The sequence below is a fragment of the Pantoea rwandensis genome (assembly GCF_000759475.1).
GTDB classification, from domain to species: Bacteria; Pseudomonadota; Gammaproteobacteria; order Enterobacterales; family Enterobacteriaceae; genus Pantoea; species Pantoea rwandensis_B.
On record NZ_CP009454.1, the window covers coordinates 894,204 to 910,436 of the forward strand.

Here is a 16,233-nt window from a genome sequence, read left to right on the forward strand (position 1 = left end):
AGGAATCAAATGGCTCGTAAAACACCCATTGAGCGCTATCGTAACATCGGTATCAGTGCTCACATCGACGCCGGTAAAACTACCACTACCGAACGTGTTCTGTTCTACACCGGTGTAAACCACAAAATCGGTGAAGTGCATGACGGCGCCGCAACCATGGACTGGATGGAGCAGGAACAGGAACGTGGTATTACCATCACTTCCGCTGCAACCACCTGTTACTGGTCAGGTATGGCTAAGCAGTTCGAGCCACACCACGTCAACATCATTGACACCCCGGGACACGTTGACTTCACCATCGAAGTTGAGCGTTCTATGCGTGTGCTTGATGGCGCAGTAATGGTTTACTGTGCGGTTGGTGGTGTTCAGCCACAGTCTGAAACCGTATGGCGCCAGGCTAACAAATATAAAGTTCCACGCATCGCGTTCGTTAACAAAATGGACCGCATGGGTGCTAACTTCCTGAAAGTTGTTGACCAGATGAAAACGCGCCTGGGTGCAAACCCGGTTCCACTTCAGCTGGCTATTGGCGCAGAAGAGAAATTCACCGGTGTTGTTGACCTGGTGAAAATGAAAGCCATCAACTGGAACGATGAAGATCAGGGCGTTACCTTCGTTTACGAAGATATCCCAGCTGATATGCAGGAACTGGCTGAAGAGTGGCGTGCCAACCTGGTTGAAGCCGCTGCTGAAGGTTCTGATGAGCTGATGGAGAAATTCTTCGGCGGTGAAGAGCTGACTGAAGAAGAGATCAAAACTTCTCTGCGTAAGCGCGTGCTGAAAAACGAAATCATCCTGGTAACCTGTGGTTCTGCATTTAAGAACAAAGGTGTTCAGGCGATGCTGGATGCGGTTGTTGAATACCTGCCAGCACCGACTGACGTTACCGCGATCAACGGTATGCTGGACGACGGTAAAGACACGCCGGCTGAGCGTCATTCTGACGACAACGAGCCGTTTGCTGCTCTGGCGTTCAAAATCGCAACCGACCCGTTTGTGGGTAACCTGACCTTCTTCCGCGTTTACTCTGGTGTTGTTAACACCGGTGACACCGTGTTCAACCCGGTTAAGTCAAACCGTGAGCGTCTGGGCCGTATCGTTCAGATGCACGCAAACAAACGTGAAGAGATCAAAGAAGTTCGTGCGGGCGACATCGCAGCAGCGATCGGCCTGAAAGATGTGACCACTGGTGACACCCTGTGTGATCCAGAAAATGTCATCATTCTTGAGCGCATGGAATTCCCAGAGCCGGTAATCTCTATCGCCGTTGAGCCGAAAACCAAAGCTGACCAGGAAAAAATGGGTCTGGCTCTGGGTCGTCTGGCGAAAGAAGATCCATCATTCCGTGTATGGACTGACGAAGAATCTAATCAGACCATCATCGCGGGTATGGGTGAGCTGCACCTCGACATCATCGTTGACCGTATGAAGCGTGAGTTCAACGTTGAAGCGAACGTCGGTAAACCACAGGTTGCTTATCGCGAAGCGATTCGTTCTAAAGTTACCGATGTTGAAGGTAAACACGCTAAGCAGTCTGGTGGTCGTGGTCAGTACGGTCATGTTGTTATCGACATGTACCCACTGGAGCCGGGTGTTAACCCGAAAGGCTACGAATTTGTCAACGATATCAAGGGCGGTGTGATTCCAACTGAATACATCCCTGCGGTTGATAAAGGTATCCAGGAGCAGCTGAAGTCTGGTCCACTGGCCGGTTATCCGGTAGTTGACCTGGGTGTTCGTCTGCACTTCGGTTCTTACCATGACGTTGACTCCTCTGAGCTGGCGTTTAAACTGGCCGCTTCTTTAGCCTTCAAAGATGGCTTTAAGAAAGCACAGCCAGTTCTGCTTGAGCCGATCATGAAGGTTGAAGTAGAGACTCCGGAAGAGAACACCGGTGACGTTATCGGTGACCTTAGCCGTCGTCGTGGTATGCTCAAAGGACAGGAATCTAACGCTACTGGCGTTCAGATTCATGCTGAAGTTCCGCTGTCTGAAATGTTCGGATATGCAACCCAGCTGCGTTCTCTGACCAAAGGCCGTGCTTCTTACTCCATGGAGTTCCTGAAGTACGATGATGCGCCGAACAACGTCGCTCAGGCCGTTATTGAAGCTCGTAGCAAATAAGCTACGGTTTAAAAATTGTGAACTGATGCCTTCATGACTCATGAAGGCACAACGTAAGGAATTATCGCCATGGCGAAAGAGCAATTTCAGCGTAACAAACTGCACGTAAACGTTGGCACCATCGGTCACGTTGACCATGGTAAAACCACTCTGACTGCAGCTATCACCACCGTTCTGGCTAAAACCTACGGCGGCTCTGCTAAAGCGTTCGATCAGATCGATAACGCACCAGAAGAGAAAGCTCGTGGTATCACCATCAACACTTCACACGTTGAATATGAAACCCCGACTCGCCACTACGCACACGTTGACTGCCCAGGCCACGCCGACTATGTGAAAAACATGATCACCGGTGCTGCGCAGATGGACGGCGCGATCCTGGTTGTTGCTGCGACTGATGGCCCAATGCCACAGACCCGTGAGCACATCCTGCTGGGTCGTCAGGTTGGCGTTCCTTACATCATCGTGTTCCTGAACAAGTGCGACATGGTTGATGATGAAGAGCTGCTGGAACTGGTAGAGATGGAAGTTCGCGATCTGCTGTCAGCATACGACTTCCCAGGCGACGATACTCCAATCGTACGCGGTTCTGCTCTGCAGGCACTGAACGGTGTTGCTGAGTGGGAAGAGAAGATCATTGAGCTGGCTGGTCACCTGGATAACTACATCCCAGAGCCAGTACGTGCAATCGACCTGCCGTTCCTGCTGCCAATCGAAGACGTATTCTCAATCTCAGGCCGTGGTACTGTTGTAACCGGTCGTGTTGAGCGCGGTATCGTTAAAGTGGGCGACGAAGTTGAAATCGTTGGTATCAAGGCGACTGTTAAGTCTACCTGTACTGGCGTTGAAATGTTCCGTAAGCTGCTGGACCAGGGTCAGGCGGGTGAAAACTGTGGTGTTCTGCTGCGCGGTATCAAGCGTGAAGACATCCAGCGTGGTCAGGTACTGGCTAAGCCAGGCACCATCAAGCCACACACCAAGTTCGTATCAGAAGTATACGTCCTGTCTAAAGACGAAGGCGGCCGTCATACTCCGTTCTTCAAAGGCTACCGTCCACAGTTCTACTTCCGTACTACTGACGTGACTGGTAACGTTGAGCTGCCAGAAGGCGTTGAGATGGTAATGCCAGGCGACAACGTGAAAATGACCGTTGAGCTGATCCACCCAATCGCGATGGACCAGGGTCTGCGTTTCGCAATCCGTGAAGGCGGCCGTACTGTTGGTGCGGGCGTTGTTGCTGAAGTTCTGGCTTAATCGCGGAATGTCGGTGGCTGCCTGGGTAGCCGCCGCAGCACGAAAAGAGAGCACTTCGGTGCTCTTTTTTTTGTCTGAAATTCGCCACTCAAGTCAATCCCACACAAAAGCTACGTTTGAAATAAAAACTATTCTCATTTACACTTTGATCAGAATTTGTACTGGAGTCGCAGTAAATGTACGTCTGTCTGTGTAATGCCGTGAGTGACAAAACCCTCCGTGAAGTAGTACGTCGCTATCAACCCAAATCGATCCAACATCTTCGTCAACTGGTCCCTATTGGAAAACAGTGTGGTAAGTGCATCCGTTTTGCGCGCGAGATTATGGATGATGAGCTGCAGAAGGTACCGCTGTACAAAGAAATCGCTTAGGTCGAATCGACATCCTCCGGCAATAACCACAAAAACAGTCCTGTTTTTTTGACTTCTTTTTATCCGCATCTACGATCTATTTACCTGGAAGCGGAGGAAGCAAAATGAAGGGCGACAGTAAAATCATAACTCATCTCAATAAACTGCTGGGGAATGAACTGGTTGCGATTAATCAGTACTTTCTTCATGCACGTATGTTCAAAAACTGGGGGCTTATTCGCCTCAACGATGTCGAGTATCACGAATCCATCGATGAAATGAAGCATGCGGACAAATACATCGAGCGCATTCTTTTTCTTGAAGGGATTCCAAATTTGCAGGATCTCGGCCGGTTGCGTATTGGTGAAGATGTACCGGAAATGCTGCAGTCCGATCTGACGTTGGAGTTAGAAGGGGCGAAGGATTTACGTGAAGCAATTGCCTATGCCGACAAGGTACATGACTACGTAAGCCGCGACATGATGATTGAGATTCTGGGCGAGGAAGAGCATCACATTGACTGGCTGGAAACCGAACTCGACCTGATTCAAAAACTCGGTTTGCAGAATTACCTGCAGGCGCAATTAAAAGATGAAAGCACAGACTAAAACCCTTTCGTTGTAGCAATGTCACAGAGCCTGTAAGGGGAAATATCGAGCCCCATACAGGCTTTTTCGCATTTAGTCCGCAATTGATGTGGTTAAAAACGCATCACGGGTTGCTTCCTGAACTGATTTGCGTATAATGCGCGGGCCTGCCGATATTGGTATGGCGCGATTCGAGCAGAATCGCAGGTGATAGCAAGCGATGTATCACCTGACAATACTCCCGATTGGGGAGTTATATGCTGAACGATTACACTCCTCCATCAATCGTAATGGGTGTGGGTAGTAATTCTTTTCGTTTATAAAATGTTTGGAGCCTTGGTCTCATGTCGAACCAAAGAATCCGTATCCGTCTTAAAGCGTTTGATCATCGCCTGATCGATCAATCAACCGCGGAAATCGTTGAGACTGCCAAGCGCACTGGTGCGCAGGTACGTGGTCCGATCCCGCTGCCAACTCGCAAAGAGCGTTTCACCGTTCTGATCTCTCCGCACGTTAACAAAGACGCGCGCGATCAGTACGAGATCCGTACTCACAAGCGTCTGGTAGACATCGTTGAGCCAACTGAAAAAACCGTTGATGCACTGATGCGTCTGGATCTGGCTGCCGGTGTTGACGTGCAGATCAGCCTGGGTTAATCAGGTCATCGAGCGATTGAGAGGTTGATACAATGATTGGTTTAGTCGGTAAAAAAGTGGGCATGACTCGCATCTTCACTGAAGATGGCGTTTCAATCCCAGTAACCGTAATCGAAGTTGAAGCAAACCGCGTTACTCAGGTCAAAGGCCTGGAAAACGACGGTTACCAGGCTATCCAGGTGACCACCGGTGCTAAAAAAGCAAACCGTGTGAGCAAGCCGGAAGCAGGTCATTTTGCTAAAGCTGGCGTTGAAGCTGGCCGTGGTCTGTGGGAATTCCGCACCGAAGGTGAAGAGTACTCAGTAGGCCAGAGCATCAGTGTTGAAATTTTCGCTGACGTTAAAAAAGTAGACGTTACCGGTACCTCTAAAGGTAAAGGTTTCGCAGGTACCGTTAAGCGCTGGAACTTCCGTACCCAGGACGCTACACACGGTAACTCCTTGTCTCACCGCGTTCCGGGTTCTATCGGTCAGAACCAGACTCCGGGCAAAGTGTTCAAAGGCAAGAAAATGGCTGGTCAACTGGGTAACGAGCGCGTAACCGTTCAGAGCCTGGAAGTGGTACGTGTTGACGCTGAGCGCAACCTGCTGCTGGTCAAAGGTGCTGTCCCGGGTGCAACCGGCAGCGACCTGATTGTTAAACCAGCTGTGAAGGCGTAAGGGGATAGCAATGGAATTAGTACTGAAAGACGCGCAGAGCGCGCTGACTGTTTCCGAAACTACCTTCGGTCGTGATTTCAACGAAGCGCTGGTTCACCAGGTTGTTGTTGCTTATGCCGCTGGTGCTCGTCAGGGTACTCGTGCGCAGAAAACTCGTGCTGAAGTAACTGGTTCAGGCAAAAAGCCTTGGCGCCAGAAAGGTACCGGCCGTGCGCGTTCAGGTTCTGTAAAGAGCCCGATCTGGCGTTCAGGTGGCGTGACCTTCGCTGCGCGTCCACAGGACCACAGTCAAAAAGTTAACAAGAAGATGTACCGCGGCGCGCTGAAAAGCATCCTGTCCGAACTGGTACGTCAGGACCGTCTGATCGTTGTCGAGACGTTCTCTGTAGAAGCGCCTAAAACTAAGCTGCTGGCACAGAAACTGAAAGACATGGCGCTGGAAGATGTGCTGATCATCACCGGTGAACTGGATGAGAATCTGTTCCTGGCTGCGCGTAACCTGTACAAGGTTGACGTGCGTGATGCAGCAGGTATCGACCCAGTTAGCCTGATCGCCTTCGACAAAGTCGTTATGACTGCGGAAGCAGTTAAGCAAGTTGAGGAGATGCTGGCATGATCCGTGAAGAACGTCTGCTGAAAGTAGTGCGTGCACCGCACGTATCTGAAAAAGCATCTACTGCGATGGAAAAAAGCAATACCATCGTTCTCAAAGTTGCTAAAGACGCGACCAAAGCAGAGATCGTTGCTGCTGTTGAGAAGCTGTTCGAAGTTGAAGTTAAAGACGTAAACACCCTGGTTGTTAAGGGCAAAGTTAAGCGTCACGGACAGCGTATCGGTCGTCGTAGCGACTGGAAAAAAGCTTACGTCACCCTGAAGGAAGGCCAGAACCTGGACTTCGTCGGCGGCGCTGAGTAAGTCGGAGGAGAAAGACAATGGCAGTTGTTAAATGTAAACCGACATCTCCGGGTCGTCGTCACGTAGTTAAAGTGGTGAACCCAGAGCTGCACAAGGGCAAACCTTTTGCTCCGCTGTTAGAAAAAAACAGCAAATCCGGTGGTCGTAACAACAATGGTCGTATCACTACCCGTCATATCGGTGGTGGTCACAAGCAGGCTTACCGTATTGTTGACTTCAAACGCAACAAAGATGGTATCCCAGCAGTTGTTGAGCGTCTTGAGTACGATCCGAACCGTTCTGCGAACATCGCACTGGTTCTGTACAAAGATGGCGAGCGCCGTTACATCCTGGCCCCTAAAGGCCTGAAAGCTGGTGATCAGGTTCAATCTGGCGTTGATGCTGCGATTAAAGCAGGTAACACCCTGCCAATGCGTAACATCCCGGTGGGTTCTACCGTTCACAACGTAGAAATGAAACCAGGCAAAGGCGGTCAGATTGCTCGCTCAGCTGGTACTTACGTGCAGATCGTTGCGCGTGATGGTTCCTACGTAACCCTGCGTCTGCGTTCAGGCGAAATGCGTAAAGTCGAAATCGACTGCCGCGCAACCCTGGGCGAAGTCGGTAACGCTGAGCACATGCTGCGCGTTCTGGGTAAAGCTGGTGCAACCCGTTGGCGTGGTGTTCGTCCTACCGTTCGCGGTACTGCGATGAACCCAGTCGATCACCCGCACGGTGGTGGTGAAGGTCGTAACTTTGGTAAGCACCCGGTAACTCCGTGGGGCGTTCAGACCAAAGGTAAGAAGACCCGTAGCAACAAGCGTACCGATAAATTTATCGTACGTCGCCGTAGCAAATAATTTTAGAGGATAAGCCATGCCACGTTCTCTCAAGAAAGGTCCTTTTATTGACCTGCACTTGCTGAAGAAGGTAGAGAAAGCGGTGGAAAGCGGTGACAAGAAGCCCCTGCGCACTTGGTCCCGTCGTTCAACGATCTTCCCTAACATGATCGGTTTGACCATCGCTGTCCATAATGGTCGTCAGCACGTTCCTGTCTTTGTATCCGACGAAATGGTCGGCCACAAACTGGGTGAATTTGCACCGACACGTACTTATCGCGGCCATGCTGCAGATAAGAAAGCCAAGAAGAAATAAGTAGGAGGAAGAGATGGAAACTATTGCTCAACATCGCCATGCTCGTTCTTCTGCTCAGAAGGTCCGCCTTGTTGCTGACCTGATTCGCGGTAAGAAAGTGTCGCAGGCTCTGGATATTCTGACCTACACCAACAAGAAAGCTGCTGTGTTGGTTAAGAAAGTCCTGGAATCTGCCATTGCGAACGCCGAACACAACGATGGCGCTGATATCGACGATCTGAAAGTCGCGAAAATCTTCGTAGACGAAGGCCCAAGCATGAAGCGCATTATGCCGCGTGCGAAAGGTCGTGCAGATCGCATCCTGAAGCGCACCAGCCACATTACTGTGGTTGTGTCCGATCGCTGAGACTCTGGAGACTAGCAATGGGTCAGAAAGTACATCCTAATGGTATTCGCCTAGGTATTGTAAAACCATGGAACTCTACCTGGTTTGCGAACACCAAAGAATTCGCTGACAACCTGGACAGCGATTTTAAAGTACGTCAGTTCCTGACTAAGGAACTGGCTAAAGCGTCTGTATCTCGTATCGTTATCGAGCGTCCGGCTAAGAGCATCCGTGTGACCATTCACACCGCTCGCCCGGGTATCGTTATCGGTAAGAAAGGTGAAGACGTAGAAAAACTGCGCACGGTCGTAGCGAAAATCGCTGGCGTTCCTGCACAGATCAATATCGCCGAAGTCCGTAAACCGGAACTGGACGCTAAATTGGTTGCTGATAGCATCACTTCACAGCTGGAGCGTCGTGTGATGTTCCGTCGTGCTATGAAGCGTGCTGTTCAGAACGCAATGCGTCTGGGCGCGAAGGGTATTAAAGTTGAAGTTAGCGGCCGTTTGGGCGGAGCCGAGATCGCACGTACCGAATGGTACCGTGAAGGTCGCGTGCCACTGCACACTCTGCGTGCAGACATTGACTACAACACCTCTGAAGCGCACACCACTTATGGTGTAATCGGCGTTAAGGTATGGATCTTCAAAGGTGAGATCCTGGGTGGTATGGCTGCTGTTGAACAACCGGAACCGGCTGCTCAACCTAAAAAGCAGCAGCGTAAAGGCCGTAAGTAAGGAGAGTCGCTGATGTTACAACCAAAGCGTACGAAATTCCGTAAAGTGCACAAAGGCCGCAACCGTGGTCTGGCGCAGGGTACGGATGTCAGCTTCGGTACTTTCGGTCTGAAAGCTGTTGGCCGTGGTCGTCTGACTGCTCGTCAGATCGAAGCAGCACGTCGTGCTATGACCCGTGCAGTTAAGCGTCAAGGTAAGATCTGGATCCGTGTATTCCCGGACAAACCGATCACCGAGAAGCCGCTTGAAGTGCGTATGGGTAAAGGTAAGGGTAACGTGGAGTATTGGGTTGCCCTGATCCAACCGGGTAAAGTCCTGTATGAAATGGACGGTGTTCCGGAAGAGCTTGCCCGTGAAGCATTCAAGCTGGCAGCAGCAAAACTGCCTATCAAAACCACCTTTGTTACTAAGACGGTGATGTAATGAAAGCAAATGAGCTGCGTGAAAAAAGCGTTGAAGAGCTGAACGCTGAGCTTCTTAACCTGCTGCGTGAGCAATTCAACCTGCGCATGCAGGCAGCATCCGGCCAGCTGCAGCAGACACATCTGCTGAAGCAAGTGCGCCGTAATGTTGCACGTGTTAAGACTTTACTGACTGAGAAGGCGGCGTAATGACCGATAAAATCCGTACTCTGCAGGGTCGTGTAATTAGTGACAAAATGCAGAAATCTGCAGTTGTTGCTATCGAACGTGTCGTGAAACACCCGATCTACGGTAAGTTCATCAAGCGTACGACTAAGCTGCACATCCATGACGAGAACAACGAATGTGGAATCGGTGACGTGGTAGAAATCCGCGAAACCCGTCCACTGTCTAAGACTAAGTCTTGGGCGCTGGTTCGCGTTGTAGAGAAAGCGATTCTGTAATAGAATCCGCTTCCTCTAAAAAATAAAATGAACGGCTCGTCTGAGCCGTTCATTTTTTCTACCCATCTGCGAGATCCGGTGTTATAATGCCGCGCCCTCAATTATGGGGCTTTTTAACGACCTGAGGTTTGGGTCCCGAAGTAGTAGTTGACATTAGCGGAGCACTAAAATGATCCAAGAACAGACTATGCTGAACGTCGCCGACAACTCCGGTGCACGTCGCGTAATGTGTATCAAGGTTCTGGGTGGCTCGCACCGTCGCTACGCAGGCGTCGGCGACATCATTAAAGTTACCATCAAGGAAGCAATTCCTCGCGGTAAAGTTAAGAAAGGTGATGTCCTGAAGGCGGTAGTGGTGCGCACCAGGAAGGGTGTTCGTCGCCCGGACGGTTCTGTCATTCGCTTCGATGGTAATGCATGCGTTATTTTAAACAATAACAGCGAGCAGCCTATCGGTACGCGTATTTTTGGGCCGGTAACTCGTGAACTTCGTACTGAAAAGTTCATGAAAATTATCTCTCTGGCACCAGAAGTACTCTAAGGAGCGAGCAATGGCAGCGAAAATCCGTCGTAACGACGAAGTTATCGTGATTACCGGTAAAGACAAAGGTAAACGCGGTAAAGTAAAGAATGTCCTGACTTCTGGTAAGGTCATCGTTGAAGGTATCAACCTGGTTAAGAAACACCAGAAGCCGGTTCCGGCTCTGAACCAACCAGGCGGCATCGTTGAAAAAGAAGCTGCTATTCAGGTTTCTAACGTTGCAATCTTCAATGCGGCAACCGGCAAGGCTGACCGTGTAGGCTTTAGATTCGAAGAAGGCAAAAAAGTCCGTTTCTTCAAGTCTAATAGCGAAACTATCAAGTAATTTGGAGTAGTACGATGGCGAAACTGCATGATTACTACAAAGACGAAGTAGTCCAGAAACTCATGACTGAGTTCGGCTACAATTCTGTCATGCAAGTCCCTCGGGTCGAGAAGATCACCCTGAACATGGGTGTTGGTGAAGCGATCGCTGACAAGAAACTGCTGGATAACGCAGCAGCTGACCTGGCAGCAATCTCCGGTCAAAAACCGTTGATCACCAAAGCACGCAAATCAGTTGCAGGCTTCAAAATCCGTCAGGGCTATCCGATCGGCTGTAAAGTAACTCTGCGCGGCGAGCGCATGTGGGAGTTCTTTGAGCGCCTGATCACTATTGCTGTTCCACGTATTCGTGACTTCCGCGGCCTGTCTGCTAAGTCTTTCGATGGTCGTGGTAACTACAGCATGGGCGTTCGTGAGCAGATCATCTTCCCAGAAATCGATTATGACAAAGTCGATCGCGTTCGTGGTTTGGATATTACCATTACCACTACTGCGAAATCTGATGATGAAGGCCGTGCTCTGCTGGCTGCCTTTGACTTCCCGTTCCGCAAGTAAGGTAGGGTTACTTAATGGCTAAGCAATCGATGAAAGCACGCGAAGTAAAGCGTGTGAAATTAGCAGACAAGTTCTTCGCTAAGCGCGTTGAACTGAAAGCGATCATTTCTGATGTGAACGCATCCGACGAAGATCGTTGGGATGCCGTTCTCAAGCTGCAGAGTCTGCCGCGTGATTCCAGCCCTTCCCGTCAGCGTAACCGCTGCCGTCAGACAGGTCGTCCGCACGGTTTCCTGCGGAAGTTTGGGTTGAGCCGTATCAAGGTCCGTGAAGCCGCAATGCGCGGTGAAATCCCGGGTCTGAAAAAGGCTAGCTGGTAATTGTCACCATTTGAATCACGGGAGTAACACAGATGAGCATGCAAGATCCGATCGCGGATATGCTGACCCGTATCCGTAACGGTCAGGCCGCGAACAAAGTTGCGGTCTCTATGCCTTCCTCCAAGCTGAAAGTGGCAATTGCCAACGTGCTGAAGGAAGAAGGCTACATTGAAGATTTTAAAATCGAAGGCGACATCAAGTCTGAGCTGGAAGTTACTTTAAAGTATTTCCAGGGCAAGGCTGTGGTAGAGAGCATTCAGCGTGTTAGCCGTCCAGGTCTGCGCATCTATAAGAAAAAAGATGAGCTGCCAAAAGTAATGGCTGGTCTGGGCATCGCTGTAATTTCTACCTCTAAAGGTGTCATGACTGATCGTGCAGCGCGCCAAGCTGGTCTTGGTGGCGAAATTATCTGCTACGTAGCGTAATCGGAGGATAAAATGTCTCGTGTTGCAAAAGCACCTGTCGTTGTTCCTGCGGGCGTAGAGGTAAAACTCAACGGTCAGGAAATTTCGATCAAAGGCAAAAACGGCGAGCTGACTCGTACTATCAACAGTGCTGTAGAAGTTAAGCATGCAGACAACGCCCTGACTTTCGCTCCACGCGAAGGCTTCTCGGACGCTTGGGCACAGGCAGGTACTGCTCGTGCGCTGCTGAACGGCATGGTTATCGGTGTTACCGAAGGCTTCACCAAGAAGCTGCAACTGGTTGGTGTTGGTTATCGTGCAGCTGTTAAAGGCAACTCTGTGAGCTTGGCCCTGGGCTTCTCTCACCCTGTTGACCATGCACTGCCGGCCGGCATCACTGCTGAATGTCCAACTCAGACTGAGATCGTGCTGAAAGGCGCTGATAAACAGCTGATTGGTCAGGTTGCAGCGGATCTGCGCGCCTACCGTCGTCCTGAGCCTTACAAAGGCAAGGGTGTTCGTTACGCCGACGAAGTCGTGCGTACCAAAGAGGCTAAGAAGAAGTAAGGTAACACTATGGATAAGAAATCTGCTCGTATCCGTCGTGCGACCCGTGCACGTCGCAAGCTCAAAGAGCTGGGTGCTACTCGCCTGGTGGTACATCGTACCCCGCGTCATATTTACGCACAGGTGATCGCCCCGAACGGTTCCGAAGTTCTGGTTGCTGCTTCTACTGTAGAAAAAGCTATTGCCGAACAACTGAAGTACACCGGTAACAAAGACGCTGCTGCAGCCGTAGGTAAAGCTCTGGCTGAGCGCGCTGTCGAGAAAGGCATTACAAATGTTTCTTTCGACCGTTCCGGGTTCCAATATCATGGTCGTGTCCAGGCACTGGCAGATGCTGCCCGTGAAGCTGGCCTTCAGTTCTAAGGTAGAGGTCTAAGATGTCAAACATCGAGAAACAAGCTGGCGAACTGCAGGAAAAACTGATCGCGGTAAACCGTGTATCTAAAACTGTAAAAGGTGGTCGTATTTTCTCCTTCACCGCACTGACTGTAGTGGGTGATGGTAACGGCCGCGTTGGTTTTGGTTACGGTAAAGCGCGTGAAGTTCCAGCAGCGATCCAGAAAGCGATGGAGAAAGCCCGTCGCAACATGATTAACGTCGCGCTGACTCACGGCACCCTGCAGCACCCTGTTAAAGGTGCTCACACGGGTTCTCGTGTGTTCATGCAGCCAGCTTCTGAAGGTACCGGTATCATCGCCGGCGGTGCAATGCGCGCTGTTTTAGAAGTTGCTGGAGTACATAACGTTCTGGCTAAAGCGTATGGTTCTACTAACCCGATTAACGTGGTTCGTGCAACTATCGATGGCCTGGGCAATATGAATTCTCCAGAAATGGTCGCTGCCAAGCGTGGTAAATCCGTTGAAGAAATTCTGGGGTAATCACGATGGCTAAGACTATTAAAATTACACAAACCCGCAGTTCAATCGGCCGCCTGCCTAAGCACAAAGCCACTCTGGTTGGCTTGGGTCTGCGTCGTATTGGTCATACCGTTGAGCGTGAAGACACGCCAGCAGTGCGCGGTATGGTTAACGCGATTTCCTACATGCTGAAAGTGGAGGAGTAAGAGATGCGCTTAAACACTCTGTCTCCGGCCGAAGGGTCTAAACACGCTTCTAAGCGTCTGGGTCGTGGTATCGGTTCTGGCCTCGGTAAAACCGGTGGTCGTGGTCACAAAGGTCAGAACTCTCGTTCTGGCGGTGGCGTACGTCGCGGTTTCGAGGGTGGTCAGATGCCTCTGTATCGTCGTCTGCCGAAATTCGGTTTCACCTCTCGCAAAGCAATGGTCACTGCAGAAGTTCGTCTGTCTGACCTGGCGAAAGTTGAAGGCGGTATTGTTGACCTGAATACTCTGAAAGCAGCCAACATCATCGGTGTTCAGATCGAGTTCGCGAAAGTGATTCTGTCTGGTGAAGTTTCTGCACCGGTAACGATTCGTGGTCTGCGTGTCACTAAAGGTGCGCGTGCTGCAATCGAAGCTGCTGGCGGTAAAATCGAGGAATAAGTAGCAGATGGCAAAGCAACCGGGATTAGATTTTCAAAGTGCCAAAGGTGGCTTTGGTGAACTGAAGCGCAGACTTTTGTTTGTTATCGGTGCACTGATTGTCTTCCGTATTGGCTCTTTTATTCCAATCCCTGGTATCGATGCCACTGTACTTGCCAAACTGCTTGAGCAACAGCGTGGCACCATCATTGAAATGTTCAACATGTTCTCTGGTGGTGCTCTCAGTCGTGCCTCAATCTTCGCACTGGGTATTATGCCGTATATTTCGGCCTCTATTATTATCCAGTTGCTGACGGTGGTTCACCCAGCGTTGGCCGAGATTAAGAAAGAGGGTGAAGCTGGTCGTCGTAAGATTAGCCAGTACACTCGCTATGGCACCCTGGTTCTGGCTGTATTCCAGTCGATCGGTATTGCTACCGGTCTGCCGAATATGCCTGGAATGCAAGGCCTGGTAATGAATCCAGGTTTCGCATTCTACTTTACCGCTGTTGTAAGTCTGGTTACCGGGACAATGTTCCTGATGTGGCTGGGCGAACAGATTACTGAACGAGGTATCGGTAACGGTATCTCGATCATTATCTTCGCAGGTATTGTTGCGGGTCTCCCGCCGGCCATTGGCCATACCATCGAGCAAGCGCGGCAAGGTGACCTGCACTTCCTCCTGTTGCTGTTGGTTGCAGTTCTTGTATTTGCAGTGACGTTCTTTGTTATTTTCGTTGAGCGTGGCCAGCGCCGCATTGTGGTCAACTACGCTAAACGTCAGCAAGGTCGTCGTGTATATGCTGCACAGAGCACACATTTACCGTTGAAAGTGAATATGGCGGGTGTAATTCCGGCTATTTTTGCTTCCAGCATTATTCTGTTCCCAGCAACCATCGCGTCATGGTTCGGGGGCGGAACCGGTTGGAACTGGCTGACAACAATTTCGCTGTATTTGCAACCAGGACAGCCGCTTTATGTGCTACTCTATGCGACTGCAATCATCTTCTTCTGTTTCTTCTACACGGCGTTGGTTTTCAACCCACGTGAAACAGCTGATAACTTGAAGAAGTCTGGAGCATTCGTACCGGGAATTCGTCCGGGAGAGCAAACGGCGAAGTATATCGATAAAGTAATGACACGTTTGACCTTAATCGGCGCACTGTACATTACCTTTATCTGCCTGATCCCGGAGTTCATGCGTGATGCCATGAAGGTTCCCTTCTACTTTGGCGGCACATCGCTGCTTATCGTAGTGGTTGTCATCATGGACTTTATGGCTCAAGTGCAAACTCTGATGATGTCGAGTCAGTATGAGTCTGCATTGAAGAAAGCAAACCTGAAAGGCTACGGCCGTTAATTCAGGCGCTTGAGAAGTTACGGAGAGTAAAAATGAAAGTTCGTGCTTCCGTCAAGAAATTATGTCGTAACTGCAAAATCATCCGCCGCGACGGTGTCGTACGTGTGATTTGCAGCGCCGAGCCAAAGCATAAACAGCGCCAAGGCTGATATTGTCACATATTTTTCTTGCAAAGTCGGGTTGAGCTGGCTAGATTAGCCAGCCAATCTTTTGTATGTCGATGCGTTACCATTTGAGTATCCTGAAAACGGGCTTTTCAGCATGGGACGCATTTATTTAATTATAGGAGTGCATAGTGGCCCGTATAGCAGGCATTAACATTCCTGATCAAAAACATACCGTAATCGCATTAACTTCGATCTTCGGTATCGGCAAGACCCGTTCTAAAGCCATCTGTGCTTCAACGGGTATCGCTGAAAATGTTAAGATCAGAGAGCTGTCTGAAGAACAAATTGAACAGCTGCGTGAAGCAGTTGGTAAATTCGTTGTTGAAGGTGATCTGCGCCGTGAAATCACCCTGAGCATCAAGCGTCTGATGGACCTTGGTTGCTATCGTGGTTTACGCCATCGTCGTGGTCTGCCAGTTCGCGGTCAGCGTACTAAGACCAATGCACGTACCCGTAAGGGTCCGCGTAAACCGATCAAGAAATAATCGGGGTGAGTAAATAATGGCAAAGGCACCAGTTCGTGCACGCAAGCGTGTAAGAAAGCAAGTCTCAGATGGCGTGGCTCATGTCCATGCATCTTTTAACAACACCATCGTTACCATTACTGATCGTCAGGGTAACGCACTGGGTTGGGCAACCGCCGGTGGTTCCGGTTTCCGCGGTTCACGTAAATCTACTCCGTTTGCTGCTCAGGTAGCTGCAGAGCGCTGTGCAGAAGCAGTGAAAGATTACGGTATTAAGAATCTGGAAGTTATGGTTAAGGGTCCAGGTCCAGGCCGCGAATCAACAATTCGTGCTCTGAACGCTGCTGGTTTCCGCATCACTAATATTACTGATGTGACTCCAATCCCTCACAACGGTTGTCGTCCGCCGAAAAAACGTCGCGTTTAACGCCCGTTTTTAGGTTAG

General features: G+C 50.2%; 29 protein-coding genes. All 29 read left to right on the forward strand.

Going from position 1 to position 16,233, the window contains the following annotated elements:
• The first annotated feature begins 9 nt into the window (after positions 1-9).
• Positions 10-2,124, forward strand: a complete 2,115-nt coding sequence (gene fusA / locus LH22_RS04005) for an elongation factor G (protein WP_038644327.1) — start codon at positions 10-12, stop codon at positions 2,122-2,124.
• Positions 2,125-2,193: 69 nt separating this feature from the next.
• On the forward strand, positions 2,194-3,378 hold the full coding sequence (gene tuf, locus LH22_RS04010) for an elongation factor Tu (RefSeq protein ID WP_034830763.1): 1,185 nt from the start codon (positions 2,194-2,196) through the stop codon (positions 3,376-3,378).
• Positions 3,379-3,554: 176 nt separating this feature from the next.
• Positions 3,555-3,749: a bacterioferritin-associated ferredoxin gene (bfd, locus tag LH22_RS04015; RefSeq protein ID WP_034830760.1), complete on the forward strand. Its 195-nt coding sequence runs from the start codon at positions 3,555-3,557 to the stop codon at positions 3,747-3,749.
• A gap of 104 nt (positions 3,750-3,853) precedes the next feature.
• Positions 3,854-4,336 (forward strand): bacterioferritin, encoded by a 483-nt coding sequence (gene bfr, locus LH22_RS04020; RefSeq protein ID WP_038644329.1) that lies wholly within the window; start codon positions 3,854-3,856, stop codon positions 4,334-4,336.
• Between the two features lie 323 nt (positions 4,337-4,659).
• Positions 4,660-4,971 carry a 30S ribosomal protein S10 gene (rpsJ, locus tag LH22_RS04025; RefSeq protein ID WP_006120582.1) on the forward strand — a complete coding sequence of 104 codons (312 nt, stop codon included), beginning with the start codon at positions 4,660-4,662 and terminating at the stop codon, positions 4,969-4,971.
• 32 nt (positions 4,972-5,003) lie between these two features.
• Positions 5,004-5,630, forward strand: a complete 627-nt coding sequence (gene rplC, locus LH22_RS04030; protein ID WP_038644330.1) for a 50S ribosomal protein L3 — start codon at positions 5,004-5,006, stop codon at positions 5,628-5,630.
• Positions 5,631-5,640: 10 nt separating this feature from the next.
• Positions 5,641-6,246, forward strand: a complete 606-nt coding sequence (gene rplD, locus LH22_RS04035) for a 50S ribosomal protein L4 (RefSeq protein ID WP_034830751.1) — start codon at positions 5,641-5,643, stop codon at positions 6,244-6,246.
• Positions 6,243-6,545, forward strand: coding sequence for a 50S ribosomal protein L23 (gene rplW, locus LH22_RS04040; protein ID WP_034830749.1), 303 nt, complete (start codon positions 6,243-6,245; stop codon positions 6,543-6,545). The genes rplD and rplW overlap by 4 nt, the downstream gene beginning before the upstream one ends.
• A 17-nt stretch (positions 6,546-6,562) precedes the next feature.
• Positions 6,563-7,384 carry a 50S ribosomal protein L2 gene (rplB, locus tag LH22_RS04045; RefSeq protein WP_034830746.1) on the forward strand — a complete coding sequence of 274 codons (822 nt, stop codon included), beginning with the start codon at positions 6,563-6,565 and terminating at the stop codon, positions 7,382-7,384.
• Between the two features lie 16 nt (positions 7,385-7,400).
• Positions 7,401-7,679, forward strand: a complete 279-nt coding sequence (gene rpsS / locus LH22_RS04050; RefSeq protein WP_001138115.1) for a 30S ribosomal protein S19 — start codon at positions 7,401-7,403, stop codon at positions 7,677-7,679.
• Between the two features lie 13 nt (positions 7,680-7,692).
• Positions 7,693-8,025, forward strand: coding sequence for a 50S ribosomal protein L22 (gene rplV, locus LH22_RS04055; protein ID WP_007891659.1), 333 nt, complete (start codon positions 7,693-7,695; stop codon positions 8,023-8,025).
• Positions 8,026-8,042: 17 nt separating this feature from the next.
• On the forward strand, positions 8,043-8,741 hold the full coding sequence (gene rpsC, locus LH22_RS04060) for a 30S ribosomal protein S3 (RefSeq protein WP_034830744.1): 699 nt from the start codon (positions 8,043-8,045) through the stop codon (positions 8,739-8,741).
• 12 nt (positions 8,742-8,753) lie between these two features.
• The gene (gene rplP / locus LH22_RS04065; protein WP_002438716.1) at positions 8,754-9,164 is read left to right on the forward strand and encodes a 50S ribosomal protein L16; all 411 of its coding nucleotides are present in this window, start codon (positions 8,754-8,756) and stop codon (positions 9,162-9,164) included.
• The gene (gene rpmC, locus LH22_RS04070; RefSeq protein WP_034830743.1) at positions 9,164-9,352 is read left to right on the forward strand and encodes a 50S ribosomal protein L29; all 189 of its coding nucleotides are present in this window, start codon (positions 9,164-9,166) and stop codon (positions 9,350-9,352) included. Before rplP ends, rpmC begins: the two co-directional genes overlap by 1 nt.
• Positions 9,352-9,606 carry a 30S ribosomal protein S17 gene (gene rpsQ, locus LH22_RS04075; protein WP_038644333.1) on the forward strand — a complete coding sequence of 85 codons (255 nt, stop codon included), beginning with the start codon at positions 9,352-9,354 and terminating at the stop codon, positions 9,604-9,606. The genes rpmC and rpsQ overlap by 1 nt, the downstream gene beginning before the upstream one ends.
• A gap of 169 nt (positions 9,607-9,775) precedes the next feature.
• On the forward strand, positions 9,776-10,147 hold the full coding sequence (gene rplN, locus LH22_RS04080; protein WP_006120590.1) for a 50S ribosomal protein L14: 372 nt from the start codon (positions 9,776-9,778) through the stop codon (positions 10,145-10,147).
• Between the two features lie 10 nt (positions 10,148-10,157).
• Positions 10,158-10,472, forward strand: coding sequence for a 50S ribosomal protein L24 (gene rplX / locus LH22_RS04085; RefSeq protein WP_034830741.1), 315 nt, complete (start codon positions 10,158-10,160; stop codon positions 10,470-10,472).
• A 14-nt stretch (positions 10,473-10,486) separates the two neighbouring features.
• A complete protein-coding gene (gene rplE, locus LH22_RS04090) occupies positions 10,487-11,026 on the forward strand; it encodes a 50S ribosomal protein L5 (protein WP_013510763.1) in 540 nt (179 codons plus the stop codon).
• Between the two features lie 14 nt (positions 11,027-11,040).
• Positions 11,041-11,346 carry a 30S ribosomal protein S14 gene (gene rpsN, locus LH22_RS04095; protein ID WP_007891666.1) on the forward strand — a complete coding sequence of 102 codons (306 nt, stop codon included), beginning with the start codon at positions 11,041-11,043 and terminating at the stop codon, positions 11,344-11,346.
• 32 nt (positions 11,347-11,378) lie between these two features.
• Positions 11,379-11,771 (forward strand): 30S ribosomal protein S8, encoded by a 393-nt coding sequence (rpsH, locus tag LH22_RS04100; RefSeq protein WP_007891668.1) that lies wholly within the window; start codon positions 11,379-11,381, stop codon positions 11,769-11,771.
• Between the two features lie 12 nt (positions 11,772-11,783).
• Entirely contained in the window at positions 11,784-12,317 is a 534-nt protein-coding gene (rplF, locus tag LH22_RS04105; protein WP_038644335.1) for a 50S ribosomal protein L6, read from the forward strand.
• A gap of 9 nt (positions 12,318-12,326) precedes the next feature.
• On the forward strand, positions 12,327-12,680 hold the full coding sequence (rplR, locus tag LH22_RS04110; protein WP_008104733.1) for a 50S ribosomal protein L18: 354 nt from the start codon (positions 12,327-12,329) through the stop codon (positions 12,678-12,680).
• Between the two features lie 14 nt (positions 12,681-12,694).
• Positions 12,695-13,195, forward strand: coding sequence for a 30S ribosomal protein S5 (gene rpsE, locus LH22_RS04115; protein WP_007891679.1), 501 nt, complete (start codon positions 12,695-12,697; stop codon positions 13,193-13,195).
• 5 nt (positions 13,196-13,200) lie between these two features.
• Positions 13,201-13,380 (forward strand): 50S ribosomal protein L30, encoded by a 180-nt coding sequence (gene rpmD, locus LH22_RS04120; RefSeq protein ID WP_021186404.1) that lies wholly within the window; start codon positions 13,201-13,203, stop codon positions 13,378-13,380.
• Positions 13,381-13,383: 3 nt separating this feature from the next.
• Positions 13,384-13,818, forward strand: a complete 435-nt coding sequence (gene rplO / locus LH22_RS04125) for a 50S ribosomal protein L15 (protein WP_034830738.1) — start codon at positions 13,384-13,386, stop codon at positions 13,816-13,818.
• A gap of 7 nt (positions 13,819-13,825) precedes the next feature.
• On the forward strand, positions 13,826-15,157 hold the full coding sequence (gene secY / locus LH22_RS04130) for a preprotein translocase subunit SecY (RefSeq protein WP_007891686.1): 1,332 nt from the start codon (positions 13,826-13,828) through the stop codon (positions 15,155-15,157).
• A gap of 32 nt (positions 15,158-15,189) precedes the next feature.
• A complete protein-coding gene (gene rpmJ, locus LH22_RS04135) occupies positions 15,190-15,306 on the forward strand; it encodes a 50S ribosomal protein L36 (RefSeq protein ID WP_004160566.1) in 117 nt (38 codons plus the stop codon).
• A gap of 146 nt (positions 15,307-15,452) precedes the next feature.
• Positions 15,453-15,809, forward strand: a complete 357-nt coding sequence (gene rpsM / locus LH22_RS04140; RefSeq protein WP_034830736.1) for a 30S ribosomal protein S13 — start codon at positions 15,453-15,455, stop codon at positions 15,807-15,809.
• 16 nt (positions 15,810-15,825) lie between these two features.
• Positions 15,826-16,215, forward strand: a complete 390-nt coding sequence (rpsK, locus tag LH22_RS04145) for a 30S ribosomal protein S11 (protein ID WP_004160563.1) — start codon at positions 15,826-15,828, stop codon at positions 16,213-16,215.
• Positions 16,216-16,233 lie beyond the last annotated feature (18 nt).